Raw genomic sequence first — 274 nt, 5'->3', positions numbered from 1 at the left:
CATTGGCATCAATTAAACCGATTTGAGTAATTGGCTCAATACCATGACCATGAAATTCACGTGCTTCAAGAGGCTGCCATAATGCTTGGCATGCGCCTAAATAGGCCACTTCCAGCGCGTGTTGGTAACGGCTGTCGGTATTTAAAGCAGGTAAGTAAATAGCGGGGTTAACACTGCCTGACGCTTTAGCCTCGTTAATGGCTAATTTAGCCGCATCAAAATAGCGACGTACATCATCATAATCTCTATTTAAAGGGCCTGTTGGGGCTAATAC

At 44.5% G+C, this 274-nt stretch carries 1 protein-coding gene; it reads right to left on the bottom strand.

Annotated elements, in window-relative coordinates; genetic code table 11:
• Positions 1–274, bottom strand: a 274-nt coding sequence (locus SB765_RS29530; RefSeq protein ID WP_410932477.1) for a hypothetical protein, incomplete at both ends; no start/stop codon positions are given.

It is taken from the genome of Pseudomonas sp. SIMBA_067, assembly GCF_046534675.1.
Taxonomy (GTDB): domain Bacteria; phylum Pseudomonadota; class Gammaproteobacteria; order Pseudomonadales; family Pseudomonadaceae; genus Aquipseudomonas; species Aquipseudomonas putida.
Note: the sequence above shows the minus strand (reverse complement) of the source record. Positions and strands in the feature narration are given on the sequence as shown.